Genomic DNA, 20,344 nt, shown 5'->3' on the forward strand with positions numbered 1-20,344 from the left:
ATGCAAGCATCATTTAAAACCACCTGCTGTTACTGTGGCGTAGGCTGCGGGATAGTAGTACATAAAGACCGGCAGGGAAAGCTGCATGTGGAAGGGGATAAAACACACCCGGTAAATAAAGGCATGCTTTGCTCCAAAGGCATGAACCTGCACTATACGGTGATGGACACCTCCGACCGGCTGCTGTATCCTGAAATGCGTTACCATCGGAACCTGCCACGGCAAAGAGTTACCTGGGACCAGGCATTGGAAAGAACAGCCGCCGTATTTGCTGCCATCATCAAAAAACATGGCCCGGATGCCGTGGCCTTTTACGCATCCGGGCAATGCCTGACGGAAGAATATTATGTAGTCAATAAACTCATCAAAGGGTTCATTGGCAGCAACAACATCGATACCAATTCACGCCTGTGCATGAGCAGCGCCGTGGCCGCCTATAAGATGGCACTGGGAGAAGACGCCGTACCAGGCACTTACGACGACATAGAACTCGCCGATTGCATCTTTGTGGCCGGCGCCAACCCCGCCTGGTGTCATCCTATTTTATGGCGACGGGTGGAAGCTGCCAAAGCCGCCAATCCGGCGCTGAAAATTATTGTCAGCGATCCCCGTATCACGCAAAGCTGTGCCATGGCAGATCTTCACCTGCAGATACATCCAGGCACCGACATTGTATTGCATCATGCCATTGGACGCGCACTCATTATGGCAGGCCATACCGATAGCCATTTCATACAGGCCCACACCAATGGTTTTGCACAATACCAGGAAACCGTGATGAAGCGAAGCGTGGAAGAAGCCGCCGCCATCTGCGGTATCCCTGCAGAAGATATTTACACCGCCGCTGCCTACATCGGCAACGCGACCGGCTTTATGACCTTGTGGACCATGGGCCTCAATCAGAGCGTGGTAGGGGTACATAAAAACCTGAGCCTGATTAATCTCCATCTCATTACCGGGCATATTGGCCGGCCGGGCAGCGGTCCGTTCTCTTTAACCGGCCAACCTAACGCCATGGGCGGCCGGGAAGTAGGCGGACTATCCAACCTCCTGCCCGCCCATCGCGTACTCAACAATCCGCAACACCGCAAAGAAGTGCAGGAATTTTGGGGCGGCACCGAACTATCCGACAAACCCGGGCTTACCGCAACAGAAATGTTCAACGCCCTGCACGATGGCCGGTTAAAAGCCATCTGGATCATGTGCACCAACCCCTTGGTGAGCCTGCCCGACGTACGTTTTGCAGAAGCGGGACTGCTGAAAGCCAAATTTGTAGTGGTACAGGAAATTTCCAATAAGCCGGAAACCCTGCGCTATGCGGACGTAGTGCTGCCCGCCGCCGCATGGACAGAAAAAGAAGGCACCATGACCAATGCCGAACGCCGCATCACCTACCTCAGCAAATTAACGGAGGCCCCCGGCGAAGCACTGCCGGACGCAGAAATCATTTGCCGCTTTGCGAAAAAAATGGGATATCACGGCTTCGACTATACGAGCATGTCGGACATTTACGCGGAGCATGTACGCCTGACCGCAGGCACTAACATAGATATCAACGGGCTGGACTATGAGCAGTTAAAGACCCGTCGTAGTGTACAGTGGCCCTATCGCCAAGGACATGGCACAGCACGCCTGTTTGAAGATCAACAATTTTATACGCCGGATGCCAAAGCAGTAATACATAGCTTTGATGACCTTAATCAATCGGTTACACCCACCAAAGCATTACCGCTGATATTGACCACCGGGCGCATACGTGATCAGTGGCATACTATGAGTAAAACCGGCAAGGTCAGCAAACTCAAACAACATATTGCTTCCTCTTTCCTGGAAATACACCCGGAAGATGCCCGGCAGCGGGGTATTGAGGCAGATGACATCGTAACTATCCACAATGAGAAAGGCGAAGTAAGGGTAAAGGCACAACTCAGCAACAATATAAAAAAAGGGGTGGTGTTCCTCCCGATGCATTGGGGCAAAATATTGCAAAACGATTTGCACAGGGCCAATAATCTCACCCATCAGTTGCTGGATCCTATCTCCAAACAGCCTGATTTTAAATACGCCGCCGTACAGGTACAACGCTACCGGAAACCCGCGCAAAAAATTGTGGTGATAGGTGCTGGCGCCGGCGCATGCGGCTTTGTAAAGTCGTACCGCGAGCTCAACACCACCGACGACATCATCGTATTCAGCAAAGAAGACCTGCCCTTCTATAATCGCGTGATGCTGCCTGATTATATCAGCGGCACCCAGCAATGGAAGCAGTTAATTAAAATGACCAGGGCGGAGGAAACGGCGTATAACATTACCTTGCACAGGGGGGTGAGCATTGTGCATATTGACCGCCCTAACAAATGCGTGACCGATAGCAACGGCAACGTACATACGTACGACATACTCCTGATGGCTACCGGCAGCAGGGCGGCCACTCTCCGGGATATTCCACCCATCCCGGGCATATTTACCATGCGGACACGCATGGATGCAGACGCTTTCAAACAACATATTGCACCTGAACAAGGGAAGGTAATGATCGTAGGCGGTGGATTACTGGGGATAGAGCTGGCAGCATCTCTCAAAGAAATTAATATAGACGTGGGAGTTATACAGCGTACCTCCCGGCTGATGGACCGGCAACTGGACACCCTCGGTGGTCAGTTACTCTACGAAGAGCTCACCGACCGGGGTATCGATATTTATTACAATGATGAAATTGATCGTTTCGTGGGCCAGGATCAACTGGAAGGACTGCGCATGAAAAGTGGCGCTTACATTCCCTGCCAGGCAGTGGTGATGTCTATTGGCACCGTTCCGAATATAGAACTGGCGCAGGCCGCCCAGCTTCACTGCAGCCGCGGTGTAGTAGTAAATGAATACCTGCAAACCAGCGATCCGGATATTTATGCCATCGGAGAAATTGCAGCATTCAATGGAACATTATATGGCATTACTGCCGCCGCAGAACAACAAGCCGCGGTGGTAGCCCGTTACCTCAACGGTGATATCAGCAGTTATTACCAGGGCTCTCTCTTCATGAATATTCTCAAAATGCACGGCACCGATCTATGCTCACTGGGCATGGTAGAAACGCCGAAAGATCCGGCATATGAAGAAGTGGTATTCATTGATAAAGCAAAACGTTATTACAAAAAATGTATCATTCACCAGGACAAACTGGTAGGTGCTATCCTGATAGGTGACAAATCAGAGTTTACAGAATTCCGCGACCTTATCCAACAAAAAACAGAGTTGTCCGATAAGCGGCTGGAACTGTTACGTTCCGGTAAAAAAGGAACACCTGTTATTGGGAAACTTGTATGTTCCTGCGGAAATGTGGGAGAAGGAAATATCCTGGAAAAAATTGCCGCCGGTTGTGATAACCTGCAACAACTGTGCGCCGCTTCCGGCGCCGGTATGGGCTGCGGCAGTTGTAAACCGGAAGTAAAAGCGCTGTTGGAAAAGGCCATCCCTAAACAGGTGGCTGCATTGGTATAATCTATGGCAAAACAAACACATACTTTTACAATCAACTTCACCGGCGGCATTATCTCGCCCGGATGGTTACTGGAAATACTGGACATTGCGGAAGCCGCGCAGGCCATGCATATCCGCTTCGGATTGCGCCAACAATTGCTGATAGACATCCCCGATAAATGCCTGGATTTTTTTAAAACCCGGTGTGCAGAAAAGCAGCTTTCCTTTGCCACTACACCTAATATCATGAGCGCTTATCCGGCCGCAGATATCTTTATACAAAACAGCTGGCTGAGTGAAGGAATTTATAAAGATGTGTTTAATCTTTTTGACTATGCACCCACGCTGAAAATAAATATCTGCGACAGCCAGCAAACCTTTGTGCCATTATTCACCGGGCATATCAACTGGATCACTTCTCCCAATACCCACTACTGGTACTTATATCTTCGCACACCGGGGAGTCAGCAGTTATTTGCATGGCCGGAACTGATTTATACCAATCATATTGCAGCAGTTAGCAAACAGGTGGAAGCCGCACTCAACAATGGATACACACCGGAGCAGCTATATATGCAGATAAAACAAACGTTACATTATATTTCCCGACCAAAAGAGCAGGAACCTGAGTTGCCCGCCTTTCATTTACCCTATTACGAAGGGTTTAATAAATACAATAACAGCTACTGGCTGGGCATCTATCGCCGCAATGAGGACTTCCCCATCCCCTTCCTGAAAGAAGTATGTACTATTTGCCTCGAAACCCGCACCGGGCAGCTATATGCCACCCCATGGAAATCGCTCATCATTAAAAATATCGATGCCTCACATCGTGGCCTGTGGGATTACACATTGGGCAAACATGGTATCAATGTACGGCATGCGGCCAATGAACTAAACTGGCAGGTAGAAGATAATTGTGAAGATGGCCTTATCCTGAAGCGGCATATCATCAGGTATTTCGACACCGCTGATGTGCGGACCTATGGCCTCTGTTTCAGTGTGAGGGTGAACCGGCCCGCCAGTCTTTTTGGTACGGTTGTTATCCGTAAAAAAGAAAGTAAACATCAAAGCAAATTAAAATACCTGCAGCGCTATGATATCCTGTACACGGCAGACTACAACGCTAACTCTGCACAACTGCTGCTATATCGCGAAGGTGTAACAAAAGAACAGCTGGGGGCTTACATCGTTTCCCTTTGCAAATCATTTTACGAACAAAAAAGTGCCGCTAATGTATTGCAACATTATGTGAGGGAGCAACAATCTATGGTCACGCTTCCGGTGGTAGAAAAAATGGTGTATCAATGCCCGCATTGTTTTACCGTGTACGACGAAGCAGCCGGTGATGCCACACAGCAGGTAGCCGCCGGTACTTTATGGGAGCATTTACCGGCAGATTATGAATGCTTCGTGTGTGCGGCCCCTTCAACTGATTTCCGGCCTATTAGCGCTGCCACACTACAGGCAAATGGATAAAAAATCCTGCAGCGGGGCTTGTTTTCGTGTCATCCGGACAATCTACGCCTGCTTTTTGCCTGAAATTGTCTAACTTTGCGCACTTCAGCGCCGCAACAGGTGTGATCCGCAGATCATGTTAGCAGATATTCACAACGAAACCGATGCACGGCAATACCGAATCGCCACTTCAGTATTCTTTTTTATTTCGGGACTAGGTTATTCTTCCTGGGCATCCAGGATTCCTTCTATTCAGCAGCAGTTGCACTTAAATGAAGCACAACTGGGCGCCGTCCTGTTTGCTTTGCCGATAGGACTCATGCTCACCATGCCGGTAACCGGCAAATTGCTGGGCAATTTCAGCAGCCGGAAAATCATGATGTTTGGCGCCATGGCGTTTAACGTGGTACTGAGTTTACCTGGCTTCACCACTAATATCTGGCAGTTGGCCCTGCTGTTATTTTGCTTTGGCTCTGCCCGTAATTTGCTGAATTTATCCATGAATGCACAGGCGGTAGCCGTGCAACACCTATATTCCCGCTCTATTATGACCACCTTTCACGGTATTTGGAGCGTGGCAGGTTCTGTAGGTGCGTTGACCGGGCTGCTCATGGTATCTATGAATATTGCGCCCTCTTATCACCTGTTATTGGTGAGCATATTACTACTGGTATTTTGTGTATACTATTATCCCAAAACGTTCCCTGATCAACCGGTAAAAGACACCGTGAAGCGCGCCGCCTTTGCGTTGCCGGATAAATCATTGTTGAAATATTCCCTGATCTGTTTTGCCTGTATGGCCACGGAGAATACGATGTACGACTGGAGTGGCTTATATTTTCAAAAGGTGGTAGGCACCAGTAAACCCACTGCGGTGGCTGCGTTTGTGATCTATATGGTAGCCATGACTACCGGGCGCTTTGCCGGCGACAGGCTGGTAAGAAAATGGGGCATTAAATCCATCCTGTTATATAGTGGCTGGTTGATCCTCAGTGGCCTGTTGCTGGCTATCTTGCTGCCTTACCCGGTAACGGCGGGCATTGGGTTCATTTTTGCCGGATTGGGCGTGGCCTGCGTGGTACCATTGGTATTCAGCCTGGCAGGCAAATCAAAAAATACCAATAGCGGCCAAACCCTGGCCTCTATTTCTACTATCGGCTACCTTGGGTTCCTGGTAGTGCCTCCCCTGATTGGGTTTGTAGCACAAGCTACCAGCCTGCGTTTGTCGTTTGCTATCATGGCCATCTGCGGCCTGCTCATTGTACTGATGGTAAGAGGTCTGAAGGAAGCATAATATTTAAGCCTCGCCCCCGCTTAAGGCAGGGGCGAGGCTCGATAACTAAAACAAAACCTGAGCTTTTGGGCAACCGGCTATTAGCATACCCAAAAAGTTTCTCCACAGCTGATAAACTGTGTAGTCGGCAACGACTGATTTTTACTTACCTGGGGAGACACTTTATTCAAAGTGGCTACGGTAATTTTTGTCAGCTTCAGTTTTGATGTGATTTTCTTTTTCATGATAGTACAGATTTAGGTTTCCTGAATCTACACAAAGAAGTACTGCCTGTCAATCACGGAAAAAGGGGATTTATTATTGTTGTGCTCCCTTACTGATTTTATTATCCACGATACGCGGACGGCCATCAATATCCAACGTTCCATTTACATCTCCGGAAATCACCACACCCGTATTTTTAGCGGGTGAGTTAGCGGAGATATGCAGGTCAGGTAAGGTGATGCTAACCAATAACGGATCAACACCATATACTGAATTGGCTTCTCCACCGGTAGTCGTTTTCCAGGTGGCAAAGTCGGTGATCACATGATCATTTGTGCCACCCCATATCCACTGCGGCGTACCGGTGGTATAATACAGGTTGTTGTCGATGATGTTACCAGAGCCGGTATTGGTATACTTATGCACAAATACATCTACCGGTCTGGCATATACGATATTATTTTTGATGACATTATCGAAGCATTGTTCTGTAAGCCGGATCTCTCCTTCAATTTCATTAAAGGAGCCAGGTTCTTTATCATTAAACATCAGGGTATTATTCACCACGAAGCAATTGCGGGTACCACCGGAAGTGTAGCCCAGGTAGCCGCCGAGATAAATACCGGTGCGCCAGCAGTTATACACAAAGTTATTTCTCACCGTACAATTACTGGTAGGATAGTTATCTGTCTCGCTTACAATTCCAATACCCCGATCGGCTTCATGTATTTTATTCCTTTCTACAATAATATTCCGGGCGCCGTCTACATAAATAGCAATGGCTCCATGTCCGTGTGCCCCACCTATCGGGCCGCGGGTCATGTCAATGTTATATAACTCATTTTCACTGATCACCCCATTCCGCGCATAATTGAAAGCGGGATTGCTATTGGCGGCATAACCACCTGCAGCATCAATACCAATGTTTTCGGTGTTATAAATAGTATTTCTGCGAATGGTGAATCCATCTACATATCCATTGATGGTCAGGTTTTCACTGTATCCTGTTTTAGTATCATGAATCACATTATCTTCTACCAGGATGTTCTTCATCACATCCGCGGTATTGCCGATAATTTCAATACCATGACCGCTTCTTCCCTGTGAAGGATCTGCATTATTTTCGATGTTATAAATTTTATTTTTCCGGATGATGATATTGCCGGACCCGGCATTTGCGGTCACACCGTTTACATTCGTTTGAGCGGTGCTGGTCTTTAGATTACAGATATCAAATCCTTCCAGTACTACATAGCTCACGTTGCTGATGGTTACCAGTGCTTCGCTGCCTGATACCGTAAGACCCGTACCGTCGATCACGGCTTTTTCTCCGGTATATGCTTTCAGCGTGATTAATTTCTCCAGGCGACCGGATGCAGGGAATACCACCTTTTCATTGTAAATGCCCTCTCTTACGATGACACTATCTCCCGGAATGGCTTTCGCCAGTGCACTGTTGATCCTGCGCATCGGGCTGCCAATAGTACCACTGGCCGCATCGCTACCTGTAACCGATACATAATAAGTGTGAGGTGGAATAGCAGGGTTGGTTGGTACCACCGTGTCTTTACTGCAAGCACTTGCCAGCATGGCAATTAAAAATAAATTCATGTTCCTGTTCAGCATATAATTATTAAAATCAGAGCTATTGATCGCTCCTTTGTTCAATGATGGTGATTGGATTAATTCACAACCTGGCTATTAAGACTCACTGGTCCCGTAATAAGAGATTATTATTCCTTTGATTTGTTACTGTATTTCTTATTACTCATTTAAAGTATAGTGCTGATGTTTCCCGTTGTATAAATTCATCGTTCGTCTATATCCGGATAAAAATACAGTTTAGTTAGGGTATATCAAACTCATTATTTATAAACATTTTTCTTCCTACACTCACCGTGAATAACAAAAAAAATGAAAAAAATCTCCACCCTGTTCCTGTTATGCCTGATGCTCCTGTTTGCCTGCCGTAATAGTCAGCAGCCGTCGCACAACAGGGATGAATTATTAGCCGGCCTTTTACGGGAATATGCTGCTCCCGAAGACAGCCTGCAACGGCAGGCTGCTATTTTCCTGGTTACCCATATGAAGGAGAAAAATCACCTTGCTGATTCTTCTGCTAATCCTTACATCTCGGTAATACATCAATATTACAGGGATGAGGAAGTATTGGCAGCAAAACTGGATTCTATAAGAAAGAAAGGCTGGTCGATTGCAAGGGTACCCGATAGTACAACCATCACGGTAGGCTATCTTAAAAAAAATATTGACAACGCTTTTTATGCTTATCACCGCTCCTCCTGGAATGGAACGGTTTCTTTTAAAAATTTCTGCGAGTATATATTACCGTATAAAGCGGAAGAAGAGCCCCTGGAATACTGGCGGGATAGTATTCTGAAGTATAACTATTACTTCAACAACATGTGGATAAAGCCAGATATCCAGACTGCCTGCGCAGATGCCAACCGCTACCTGGGCTCCATCAGGGTAGCTTTCAATGGAAGATATGGCTCCACCAGCCTGAATCTGCCTCCACTTCCTAATTCTGCCCTTGAGTTATTGTCGATGGGTAGTTGTAAGGAATTCAGCAACGAAGGGCTTTTCATGTTACGGACCCTCGGCATGCCGGTAGCAAAAGATTTCTCTCCGCAACATGGCAACGCGTACGGTGGCCATGAATGGGTATCGCTGGTAAGAGACAGTCTCAACTGTATTCCATTTGATATTCCTTCCGTATGGGGACTGGGCATTTATAAAGCGGTGGAAGTAAGAAATCCGAAAATATACCGGTACTCTTACTCCTCCAATCCTTTCTCCCACGTAAAACAAAGAGGCGTTTGCCCTTTCCTCCCCGACTGGTTAAATAGCGCGTTCATCACTGATGTGACCCCGGAATACATGCCTGTTTCCACCGTTCATCTGCCCATAAAAGATCATCAAAATCAATTCGTTTACCTAAACTGCTATGATAGTAAAACGTGGATGCCGGTTAGCTGGGCAGTAGCCAATGATACCGCCGCAACATTTGAAAAAATGGGAAGAGAAATTGTATATCTCGCAACAGCTATTACAAAAAATAAAACAGAAACAGTATCGCTGCCATTTCTTGTGGATACAATCGGTCGTGTAGTATACCTGCAGGCAGATACATTGCACCGGCAAACGATGAAATTAACCCGTAAATTTCCCATCAAAAGCTATATTACCTTCTTCCACTCCAGGATGTTAAAGGGAATTTTCCAGGGAGCGAATCAACCGGATTTTTCCGATGCCGTTGACCTTTTCACTATTACCAGGATGCCGGGAGATAGTATCAACACCGTTAAATTCCGGCAACCAAAATCATTCCGGTACCTCCGATATTTTTCTCCTAAAAATTCCAGCGGAAATATCGCAGAACTCAACTTTTATGACAATCAACATAACGTGTTGAGAGGTAAGATCATTGGTACAGATGGCTCTTACTTAAATAATAAAAGCCAGCGGAAAGAAGCCGTTTTTGATGGAGACCCGGTTACCTTCTTCGATTCCGGCAAGCTCGATTCAACCTGGGTAGGAATGGCATATGATGAACCGGTAACTGTTGCCGGACTTGACTATAGAGCCAGGAGTGACAACAATGGTATGAACATTGGGCACGACTATGAATTATTTTACTGGGGCAACGATGGGAAATGGCACTCTGCCGGCAGAATGAAAGCAACCAGTTACGAACTCCGCTTCACCGGTGTTCCTAAAAATGGGTTATACTATTTGCATAATCATACTACCGGCAAGGAAGAAAGACTCTTTACCTACGAGAACGATCAGCAAATATGGTGGTAACCTGTTAGTTGTCGCCGGAATTATATAGTTCTTTATTACGCTGAAAATCATATAGAGTTGTCCGTCTCAGTAAATAGAAAGTTTCCCAGAATGAACGTAGTGCTGCAACATATTCCTGCCTGGCATTATCTTTTTCATTTTGAGCAATATTGAGATCTGAGATGGACAACTTACCTACCTTATACAACTCATTGGCAATAAGGTAACGTTTTTGAGCTACGGTATCCCGTACTTGTGTAAGGGAAATATTATTCCGCACCAGCGGAATATTCTTAATAAGTGTTACGATCTCCTGTATATAATTCACCTCATCAATTTCATTGTTGTAAATGGTGAGCTTCAGATTTGCTTTCGCCGCATTATAGGATGCACTACGCCGCCCCCAATCAATAATAGGTATATTAAAGCCAACTGACAGTGTTTGCTGATCCCGGCCATCCGTATAAACCTTTCCTAAATCTGTACCGGCGTGATTTAACCCAAAGGTAGCACTCACATTTACCTGCTGTTTTGCCGCCCTCGCATTATCCACATTCCCCGCTGCCTCCAGTCTTTTTCGTTCAAATGCCAGGAACTCCGGTCTATACTTTCTTGCTGATTCCAATGCTTTATTGAGGTCAATGTTAAAATCAGGAACCGATTCCGGCAGTACGAAAGTTGCGTTGCTACTGTCGTTACTACCTAGTGCGCTGTTAAGTGCCAGCAATGCCACCTGGTAATCATAACGGGATTTTTCCAGGTTCTGCTGGTTTGTCAGCAGTTGTAATTGCAGCTGTAGCAACCTGTCTTCTGTGGTGGTGCCCAATGATATACGTTGCTTCTCTATTTCATAGTTGTCTTTTGTATTATTAAAATTGAGACTGGAAATCCGGATATTCTCCTGTGCACCGATGACATTAAAATACAACCCGGTAAATTGTTGAGCCATACTCTCCATTGATTGCACAAAAGTTCGCTTTGATTCCTCCAGTTTGAGTGGTTCTATTTTTGAAGCCCATTTCAATGCATTAAAACCAAATAATGGTTGATTCAGCTGCAGAAAAACAGGTGTACCATTATATTGATGCGTACCTCCCTGTAAGTCGTCATATCGGCTCAGACTTGTATTCAGGGAAATATCCCCACCAGTAGCCTTAATCTTCTGGCTAAGGCTAAACCCGGCACTTGCGGTATTTTGTTTTACCGGCAAATAATAGATAGTTCCATCTGGCTGGGTAATGGCGCCGTATTGTTTGCTATATACCGGCGCATTTCCGTAGAAAGAGATCTGTGGTTTAAGATCACTTTTAAACGTCTGATACACATAATAGCTTACCTCCCGTTGTGTATGATAGAGTTTATATTGAGGAGACTGGGATTGTGCCCTTGTTATCACTTCGTCTAAGGTTACAGCATGTTGGGCATTGCCGGCAATAACTATTAAAATAAGTCCTGTAGAAAAAAATAAGTGTTTCATCATTGTTCACATCATGTTTTTTGAGACCGCTGATACCTATATGTGTTCCATTGTTCTCTCCATTTACTTACATACCAGTAGGCGAGTGGAATAAACCAGGTGGTAAAAAAGGTACCAATGGTTAAACCTCCAATAATTACATAGGCAAGGGGTTTCTGTAAATCGTTGCCGATACCGCCCACAAACAATACCGGCACCATAGCGATGCTGGTGGTCAGAGATACCATCAGCAAAGGTTTCAAACAGATATCACCTGCTTCATGAATCATTTTCTCCAACAGCTGGTCATTTTTCACATAGCCTTTTGCTTTATATTCTTTTTCCAGTCTGTTTAATACTTCCATTTTCAGGGTGGGATCATCTACAATCAATCCAAGAATAACGATGAATCCTACGCAAGCCATCACGTCCAGGGTGCCGCCGGTTATCCACAATAAAAACATGCTACCGGATATACCGAGAGGAATCGTGAGCATTACAATGAATGGCTGAACCAGGTCTTCATATTGGATAGCCAGGATGATATACAGCAGAAATACCACGATGAAGAAAATGGTCCATAGCTGTTTCAGTTGGTCCTGGTCTTCAAAATACCTCCCTGAAAATGATACGTTGAGATTACCCGCTGCGGCGAGTTGCCTGATTTGTTGCTGTAATGCATCTACATTCTTTATCTTTCTACTAAATACCATGGCATAGTAGGCGCCCGCCCGGTCTCCTGTTATAAACTTTTGCTGTTCTCCATAATTCATGTGCACAAATGTTCGTAATGGATAACTGATGCCGTTGCTGGCCATTACCATGGTATTCATGATCTCTTCTCTTCCTGAAGGAGGCTGTAATCTTACATTCTTTACATTACCGAAGCGCTTAATTTCTGTAATGGTATAGTGACCATATAATTGCTGCAGCACCTCCTCTATCGCATACCGGCTTATGCCATATAGCGCCATCTTTTCGTCATCCAGGATCACTTCCACATTCCGCTGCTTTACCAGCCCGGCGCCCATTTCAGCTGCTACCTGTATGTTTTGTGAAATACTTTCCAACCGGCTGCTAATACTGTCAAAGTCAGAAAAACTCCCTTCCGGCCTAAAACGTGCTTCCAGATAAGGCGTATTATTTGAAAACAAACGGGTAAAGGCATTAGGGGCATCAATGATTCTTACAAGTGCCTGAGGATAGTGCTGTTTCAACATCTTTCTCAGCACGTTGTCTGTTGCGCTTTTCTGTTGCTCGCTATGGCAGGCATAATAAAGGGAGGCATTCTGAATATTGTTATTATCTTCCTGTATTAAAAATTGTTGAATGCCCACCTCGGCTTCGGTGAGCAGGCAGGTGGATTGTATGGATTGCTGCAGCTCCTTCACTCTTCTCAAATTCTCCTGTGCGTCTACCGGCGCATTCCAATCAATCAATACCAGGCTCTCCTTTTTCTCAATAGCCGGAAGGGGGCTAACAGGAATTTGCTTTGCAATAAAAACACCAACGGGCATTACCAGGATGGTAATCAAAAAATAGCGTAACCGGTGTTTTAATATATGTGAAATCATCCGGTGATAATGGCGCGACACCCATTTATAAAAGATAGTGTCTTCCTTCATTTTTTCCGGAGCCCCCTTCAACATCAATCGGTACAATAACGGGGAGAGAATAAAAGCAACCAGTAGAGATACCCCCAATGAAATAGTTAATGCAATGCTTTGATCGGTCACCAGCGAACCTGCCATTCCATTCAGCAATACAAGCGGGGCATATACAGCCACCGTAGTGAGTACCTGGCTAATCACCGGCGCCACTACTTCATTGGTACCCTGCACACTGCTTTCCATCATATCCATACCTGCTCTCCGCTTCCGCGTGATGTTATCTATTACCACAATAGAGTTATCAATCAACATCCCTATTCCCAATGCCAATCCTGACAGGGAAATAATGTTGAAAGAGATATTGAAAATGTAAAAGAAAATGAACGTTAAAATAAGCGATAATGGAATACTGATGCTCATGAGAGACGGGGATGCCCAATTGCCCAGAAAGACAAACAACAGTAAGATAGTTAGTATCCCCCCTATCACAATATCCTGGTATAAATTACTGATACCAGCATCCAGCAAAAAAGTTTGATCCTGGGAGATGTAAAACTGAATACCCGGATAATCTTTCTTAAATTGTTCTACTGCTGATTTAATCCGCGGCACCAGCTCATTCATTTTACTGTCGGTTTGTTTCTGTACAGTTATCACCAGGCCCTCTTTTCCATTGAATACATGGTACCCGGTGGGTCTCTCTTCCGTTTGCTGCACGGCAGCAATACGCCCCAGTGGGATAATAGATCCATCTGTCAGTTTCACTGGCAGCTTCTCCATTTGGGTGGCAGTTTCCAGGACATTACTGAGTTTCACAAAATAGCGGTAATGTCCGTCCTTTACGCTGAGGCCTCCCATATCCTGGTTGGCATTGCGGATTGTCTGAACAATAATTGCCTCCGTTTGTCCGATGGCAGATAAAGCCGCCTTATCGGGTATAATATCAATAACCGGATGTTGGTACCCATTGATATCTACCAGGGAAACGCCATCGATTTGTTCAAGACGTCTTTTTAATGTCTTTATGGTTAACTCGGATGCGGCGGCCATACTTCCCGACGCAACGGGGATTACCTGTACCCTGATAACCGGTACATCTGATGTATTGATACGCATGGCTTGCGGAGCGGGCATATCCCGTGGAAATGTGCTGCTAAGCCGGTTAAGTTTTTCATTTACTTCTATATAGGCCAGGTCCATTCTGGTACCATATTCAAAGGTCAGGTATATGATACCGGTATGATTAGACGTCTGACTTTCTATCTGCTTTAGATGACCAAGATTGGCGAAGTTTTCCCGTATAGGCTGCAACACATTCTGCTCCAGCACATTTGCAGACGTATTAGGATAATTAACGTGAATAACGATTTGTGGCACATCGATATTGGGCAATAGTGACACCGGTACTTTTTTAATTAATACCAACCCACAAACAACCAAAGCCAGAAAGCACATTAAAACGGCAATAGGTTTCTGTATTAAATATCTGATCATGTGATCTGTTAAATGCTTTGAATAGTGTTATAGTTCCGGTTGATTCACCCTACTGCTGTCTTTTGATATATTTTCCGATTTCACCGGAGCATCGTTTGCCAACTGCAGATTGTTAGAAATGATGACCTTCTCCCCACCTTTCAAGCCGCTGATAATTTGCACTTCTGCGCCATTATCGCCTCCTACCGTTACATAGTGCCACCTGGCCACGTTATTTTCGCAGGTAAAAACAACTGCCTTACCGCTCCGCATAACAACAGCCTCTTTGGGCACCACTATTGACTGCCGGGTCGGTATACTTATCATTGCCTGGCAATTCATGCCGGGGTACAACGGTGGCTGTCCATTTACTTTCAATCTGACTAACGCCATACCATTCTCATCTATATAAGGGTTAATATCATATAATACAGCAGTATACTTACTTTCCGGAGAAGCCACCGGGATAATAACAGCAGGTATATTTTTGCTGAGCATAGCCACATCAGACTCCAATACCTTTACCTCCAGTACCAGGTTCCCCGCATCGTATACGCGGAACATATCCAGCCCCGGCCTCAGGTAGCCACCTTCCTGTACCTTTACATCTGATACCCGACAATCAAACGATGCATAGATGTAAGACCGGGAGAGTTCGTACTTCAACTCCCTGATATCCTGTTCGGCATCCGAAAGCCGGGAGCTGATACGTAGCTTTTTCCTGATCCCGGCCGCCTGAAGTGTATCTGTTCCAGTAAATAGATTCTGATATCCCAATAACTGGCTCTCATATTCTTTCGTTGCATTATAAAGATTTAACTGTGCCCGCTCCATTCTCAATTCAATCGGAGTCGTTTCTGTTTGGGCCAGCAATGCCCCTTTACTGAACGTTGCGCCAACCGCTGCTTTACAAATAACTAATTTGCCGCCGCTTTCTGCGGTAATGACTTGTTCATGCAATGATTTTATTTTTCCGTTGGTATTAACGACATAATTAAAAGTCCTGTTAGCAGCCAGCGCAATTTGCACGCTGGTGGCCGTAGCTGTATTCTTTAATGAAAAGTCCTGCCCTTCCTTTATCTCACCACTATCCCCACCGGAGGCGTTGCAGGACATATTTAGCCAACTCAGTGGCGCCACTACACACAACAATAATTGAACTATAGGTATCTTCATGAATTATCCTGTTTTTATTACTGATGTTTCAATAAAGCATTCATTTCCATTCTTATCCGCTTCACCTCATCTGAAGTTATCTTAACCGGCATACTAACAATTGTTGCGGCCACCTGCCTGGCCCGGGCACTATCTCCCATCTTAAGATATAATCCGGCCATTTCATACCTGGGCGAAAACCTGGAAGGAACCAGGTTGGACAAATACTGATACTGTGCCAATGCCTTCTCATAATCCAATGATTGTTTATAAGCTATACCAAGGGCCTGAGCGCTGCGATAGGTGAGGAAGTATTTGTTACATTGCTCCAGGAGTAACACCGAGCGCCGATGCGCGGCTGTATTCTGCAACAATACTTCTCCATAATCCAGTAAATATTTTCCATCATGCTTTAACAATGGCATCAGCTTTTCGTACTCCTTTACCTGTTCACCATACTCAGGTAAATAGCGGTTACGCAAACATTGCCATTTAAAAGCAGCGGCGGCATTTACCAACGACAACATGAAAAAAATGCTCAATGCAAGCATGCCACTTATCCGGAAAATCCTGGCAGCCATTCCGGCAATAACAGTTCCATCCTCTTTTCTATCTCCCAATATATATGCAGTAAGAAAACAGCAAAAAAACAAGAAAATCAATGGGGTAATATGCAAAGGATAAGAAGTGAGTCCCACCACCAATATGGCAATCATCACCAACTTACAGCTACTCAGCAATGCTTTGTTTGCTGAAGTGGTGGTGCTGAAAAACCAAATTAATCCCGCGGCTAAAACAATTAAACCAACAATGCCCAATTCTTCAAACACCTGCAAATATTCATTAAACAATACATAACTTTCCCCTGCACTCAGATAAAAATGCAGGGAGGGCGCCGGGTGCTGTTGAAAATACTGCGCCTGCCACTGTGGATAATACCAACTGAATCTGCCTGGCCCGGTTCCCAGCCAGAAGTGATCAAATACGTGTTCCCTGGCTACGTCCAACATCAGCAACCTCCCAACAGCCGACATCAGCTTCATCTGTATCAGGTGATTTCCTGATATCCATATAGCTATTGCCAGTACAGGGAATAACAACACAGCCACTACAGCAATAAACCTTTTCCCTATACGCTGTTTTAGCAGAAGTACCCACCTTTTTAACAGCGGTAGTATCATACCAAACAATATAACTACCAATGCCACCATAGCAGTGCGCGATTGATTCGTCCAAACAATTATAACCGTGCAAACCAGGAAGAAACTAAAGCCAGTTATCATCCACCATTGCGACCTGTTTTTGAAAACAACTGTTTTCAATATATACCAGGTAACCGGCAATTGAATAACCAGGTAACTACTGAATATACCTGAATTCCGGAACGTTCCGTCAGGCCTTCGCAAGTCATACTCACCAGGACGGAAATACTGGTCCATCCCCAGATAGCATTGCCACAGATAAAAACATCCGGTTAGTACCCACCACCAATGCATGGTCCCGGCATCGGTATTCATAAATATGCATACCATCAAAGCAATGGCCAGCAAAGAGACAAAATGCTCATTGAAGAATGAGTAATATTCGGAGAAAAAAACAATAGACAAAACCAATATCAATCCCCCAGCGAATAACGACTGACCCGGTAACAGCTTGTCTTTTCCAAAAACAGATAGCGCAAACCAACCCGTAAAAACCGCAATCGCATAGGTCAGCAGGTAGTACTGATGCTTCCCAATCCCCAACTCATAGTTGAAAGAATAGGGATAAACAGCCACCAGGTATCCATAGAATAGGAGCGATAGTACAACAAAATAAAAAGCAGGTTTCTTACCAACATTGGCCACTTGATATAAGTCCAGGCGCATCATTATTAAGCATAATATTTTCTGGTATGCTACAGCAAACCATTGTAATAAGATCTGATATAGTGTGTGTATCGACTGTTGGGAGCAAAGAAATTATTTGCCTTCAATGACTTGTCAATAGTAAAGAAATAAGAAGTAGCCCTCTTCTCTATCTTAAAAGGTAACCGTCCATTGTCAAGCCACAATACTTTATAGTTGATCTCCGAAATCTTCTTCCATTTAATGTAATCTTCATAATTTTTAAAATCTACCAATACCAGGATATTATACTTCTCCGGCATTTGAGCGTATGTTTTCAAAATACTCAATGAACTGTCGGCACAGGCATGGCATCCCAATTCTGTTAATCTGAATACAATGGTTTTATCGTGACTGCGCAACTCTGACAAGAGGTCTATACTATCGCCCTTTTGCTTACCTACCTGGTATACCATTAAAGGGTGATCCCCTACCGGCACATCATGCTCTCTCAACATGGTTTCAGACATCTCTGCCAGATAATAATTCTCAAAAGTTGACTTGCCTACACTATCCAGCAATAATTGGTTTTCGCCGGCTTTTGCATGTTGTTTCTTCTTAGCGTCAGCATATAAAAAAGAAAGCCCCAATACACATATACTCAGGCAAATTAGTAGTATGCGGGAAGGCTTGTCTGATGAAGCAGTATTTTTCATGAACAGCAATTATTTAAACCTGGTTTTAAAAATAAAAAGGTCTTCCTCTTCTGCATTAGCGATGGCTTGATACAAGGGGCTTTCCTGGGGACACAATTTCTTTAAGTCGAAACATTTCACAACCGTGATAAACCAGTTGTTATCTGCATCATAATAGCTGGGAGCGGGGATAATAGTTTTATACTTACTATTATCTGCAAAAATCCTCGCGTTGTAAACAATTTTCCCTTTCTGCTTATCAAACAATGAAAAAAACAAACCGTTCTTCTCATCTGCAGAAGTCAGGAATACAGTGTGATCACTTTCCAGCCAACGACCATTAAACAGCGTGTATCCTTTAATAATATCTGTACTGGGTACAAAAGCTGTTCTATCTTTAAGTTTCTCTGCGTATTTGGCAATTTCTTTCTCTACTAATCCATCCGGCAGTGTATGCTCCTTGTACCGGATTTTGTACCGCTCCGTCATTCCACTGGCAGATACATTATACACATAGTTATTGTAGGGCTCCACAAATCTCAGGGTATCCTTGTATTGGTAAAAATGTTCAAGATAAGATAACCACTGTGCACCGGAAAAAGCCTTATTGTAATAATGGAACGCATGTTCCAGTTTCAGGGAGTCATTTAATATAGCCAGGTGATAGTAGTTACCTTTGTAGGGGTCATTTGTGTGGTCAAAGCTGGCATAGCCAATATGTTTATCAGAATTTGGAATCGACTTCATGGTATTAAACATGAGAAATTCAGAGAACTTGCTGATTCTTTGCAGGTTGAAAAGGCTATCAAAAACATATAATTTCTTTTGTGCGAAATCATAAGCTTCCAGGTTATGTTCATTATTTATCCAGCAATCATTTATTTGCAAAGCATCGTTGGGGCCTTCTCCTGTTTTAAGTACCGTTTTAACAAAATTTCCTTTCGAATCGAAAAGCCCTATTTTCCGGCTGCCAAATCTGTCAAAAACCAGGTAATGATTTCGGCTAACATACGTTTTAGTGGCCTCCGCCAGTAGATTTCCGCTTTGCTCCTTCAGCGGAACCAGTTCCATACTATCCACATAGGAACCCACATCAGCCACATTTTTCAGATCGGTATTGTCAATAAAAATAGTTTGAGCCGGGCCCTTAGTGTCTGCTTCTTTATCGTTATTGCAGGCTATTATGCCAATACCAAGCATCATCCCCCATAAAATTCCACGATTCATATTTCTGCGTTTCTATTATCTGTGATAGGAAGAAGCTCTTATAAAAAGAGCTTCTTCCGGAATTATTATTCAGTTATTCGTTATTGTTTCTGAACGCAGGTACGCGTAGTAATACCACCGCTGCAGGTTACTTGTGTGCAACCGTAAGGGTATCCATAAGCGCCACTGAAATCACAGATTTTCTGTTGACCACCTGCAGTAAAATGCACGTAGTTACCAGATCCGCTGGCTTCGAAGCCGCCGGAGATGCCACCCAGGCCATCTAAAATCCCTTGTAATGAGGCGTTGTTACCAACGTACACAGATGCTCCTCCGGCAGTATAGTTGATACCGCAATTAAGTGTGGTGGAGGTATAACATCCATGACCATTCGGAGAACCACCCTGATCTGTTCCGGAGCTATAGCTACCTTCCACTTCACCATTAGAGGAGAAAGGTACTGACACTACCAAAACAGCCATGGCCACAGCGATGAAGCCAATAAAGTTTAAAATTTTCGTTTTCATAATTTTTTTGATTTTAATTTGAATGATAATCTGTGCGCACAAAAAAAATTATCAGATCAAAAGTAATTGCCCTTAGTCCCATATTTAGAGATTAGAAAAATCCTTATTGCAGAAAGTTTATTTTCTGAACAAATGGAGCAGGATGCCGGGAGGAACTAC

13 protein-coding genes are annotated in these 20,344 nt (G+C 44.6%); 4 read left to right on the plus strand and 9 right to left on the minus strand.

The annotated features are described in order from the left end of the window. The 3 genes from AC5ZC7_RS22445 to AC5ZC7_RS22455 all read left to right on the plus strand — a co-directional run bounded on the left by AC5ZC7_RS22445 (window position 1) and on the right by AC5ZC7_RS22455 (window position 6,229). Window positions 1-3,498, plus strand: a complete 3,498-nt coding sequence (locus AC5ZC7_RS22445) for a molybdopterin-dependent oxidoreductase (protein ID WP_496158803.1) — start codon at window positions 1-3, stop codon at window positions 3,496-3,498. Between the two features lie 3 nt (window positions 3,499-3,501). Then, the gene (locus AC5ZC7_RS22450) at window positions 3,502-4,956 is read left to right on the plus strand and encodes a rubredoxin (RefSeq protein ID WP_496158802.1); all 1,455 of its coding nucleotides are present in this window, start codon (window positions 3,502-3,504) and stop codon (window positions 4,954-4,956) included. Window positions 4,957-5,071: 115 nt separating this feature from the next. Continuing rightward, window positions 5,072-6,229, plus strand: coding sequence for an MFS transporter (locus AC5ZC7_RS22455; RefSeq protein WP_496158801.1), 1,158 nt, complete (start codon window positions 5,072-5,074; stop codon window positions 6,227-6,229). 80 nt (window positions 6,230-6,309) lie between these two features. On the opposite strand, the gene AC5ZC7_RS22460 is transcribed toward AC5ZC7_RS22455, so the two are convergent. Together AC5ZC7_RS22460 and AC5ZC7_RS22465 are read right to left on the minus strand one after the other, a co-directional pair. Beyond that, on the minus strand, window positions 6,310-6,453 hold the full coding sequence (locus AC5ZC7_RS22460; RefSeq protein ID WP_496158800.1) for a hypothetical protein: 144 nt from the start codon (window positions 6,451-6,453) through the stop codon (window positions 6,310-6,312). Window positions 6,454-6,526: 73 nt separating this feature from the next. Next, on the minus strand, window positions 6,527-8,044 hold the full coding sequence (locus AC5ZC7_RS22465; protein WP_496158799.1) for a right-handed parallel beta-helix repeat-containing protein: 1,518 nt from the start codon (window positions 8,042-8,044) through the stop codon (window positions 6,527-6,529). A gap of 303 nt (window positions 8,045-8,347) precedes the next feature. Here AC5ZC7_RS22465 and AC5ZC7_RS22470 point away from each other — a divergent pair, with 303 nt between their 5' ends. Next, entirely contained in the window at window positions 8,348-10,258 is a 1,911-nt protein-coding gene (locus tag AC5ZC7_RS22470) for a hypothetical protein (protein ID WP_496158798.1), read from the plus strand. A gap of 4 nt (window positions 10,259-10,262) precedes the next feature. On the opposite strand, the gene AC5ZC7_RS22475 is transcribed toward AC5ZC7_RS22470, so the two are convergent. The 7 genes from AC5ZC7_RS22475 to AC5ZC7_RS22505 all read right to left on the minus strand — a co-directional run bounded on the left by AC5ZC7_RS22475 (window position 10,263) and on the right by AC5ZC7_RS22505 (window position 20,185). Beyond that, a complete protein-coding gene (locus AC5ZC7_RS22475) occupies window positions 10,263-11,717 on the minus strand; it encodes a TolC family protein (RefSeq protein ID WP_496158797.1) in 1,455 nt (484 codons plus the stop codon). Window positions 11,718-11,725: 8 nt separating this feature from the next. Further along, window positions 11,726-14,797: an efflux RND transporter permease subunit gene (locus AC5ZC7_RS22480; RefSeq protein WP_496158796.1), complete on the minus strand. Its 3,072-nt coding sequence runs from the start codon at window positions 14,795-14,797 to the stop codon at window positions 11,726-11,728. Window positions 14,798-14,824: 27 nt separating this feature from the next. Then, a complete protein-coding gene (locus AC5ZC7_RS22485) occupies window positions 14,825-15,952 on the minus strand; it encodes an efflux RND transporter periplasmic adaptor subunit (RefSeq protein WP_496158795.1) in 1,128 nt (375 codons plus the stop codon). Window positions 15,953-15,969: 17 nt separating this feature from the next. Beyond that, on the minus strand, window positions 15,970-17,802 hold the full coding sequence (locus AC5ZC7_RS22490; RefSeq protein ID WP_496158794.1) for an O-antigen ligase family protein: 1,833 nt from the start codon (window positions 17,800-17,802) through the stop codon (window positions 15,970-15,972). 26 nt (window positions 17,803-17,828) lie between these two features. Continuing rightward, the gene (locus AC5ZC7_RS22495; protein WP_496158793.1) at window positions 17,829-18,473 is read right to left on the minus strand and encodes a hypothetical protein; all 645 of its coding nucleotides are present in this window, start codon (window positions 18,471-18,473) and stop codon (window positions 17,829-17,831) included. A gap of 9 nt (window positions 18,474-18,482) precedes the next feature. Further along, complete coding sequence (locus AC5ZC7_RS22500) at window positions 18,483-19,679, minus strand: DUF4934 domain-containing protein (RefSeq protein WP_496158792.1); 1,197 nt, start codon at window positions 19,677-19,679, stop codon at window positions 18,483-18,485. An 80-nt stretch (window positions 19,680-19,759) separates the two neighbouring features. After that, window positions 19,760-20,185, minus strand: a complete 426-nt coding sequence (locus tag AC5ZC7_RS22505; protein WP_496158791.1) for a hypothetical protein — start codon at window positions 20,183-20,185, stop codon at window positions 19,760-19,762. Between the last annotated feature and the right edge of the window lie 159 nt (window positions 20,186-20,344).

This window comes from Chitinophaga sp. 9-1-y (assembly GCF_059511905.2).